General features: G+C 49.2%; 1 protein-coding gene. It reads right to left on the reverse strand.

Going from position 1 to position 260, the window contains the following annotated elements:
• Positions 1-75: 75 nt before the first annotated feature.
• A partial coding sequence (locus tag SB679_RS24945; protein WP_410704988.1) for a hypothetical protein occupies positions 76-260 on the reverse strand: 185 nt, incomplete at its 5' end.

Raw genomic sequence — 260 nt, forward strand, 5'->3', positions numbered from 1 at the left:
GTTATACACGTCGGTTTCTTTTTCGACGGATTTGGTCGTCATCGAGACTACGATGATAAGAATACTTCTCGATACTCAAACATCTGTCGACTTTGGGAAGCTCATCGTGAAAACAAGGACCGGCGCCGGAGGCAGGAACCTAATCAATTCTGGTATCGATTCTACTATTCTGGGCTCGGAACCGAATTGAATGAGGACGCGAGAAACGGTCAAATCGTCTCCGCCGCATTTAAGCTTGGAAAGCAGGGCGCCAAGGCGGC

The organism is Chryseobacterium sp. SIMBA_029 (assembly GCF_046535275.1).
Lineage (GTDB): Bacteria > Bacteroidota > Bacteroidia > Flavobacteriales > Weeksellaceae > Chryseobacterium.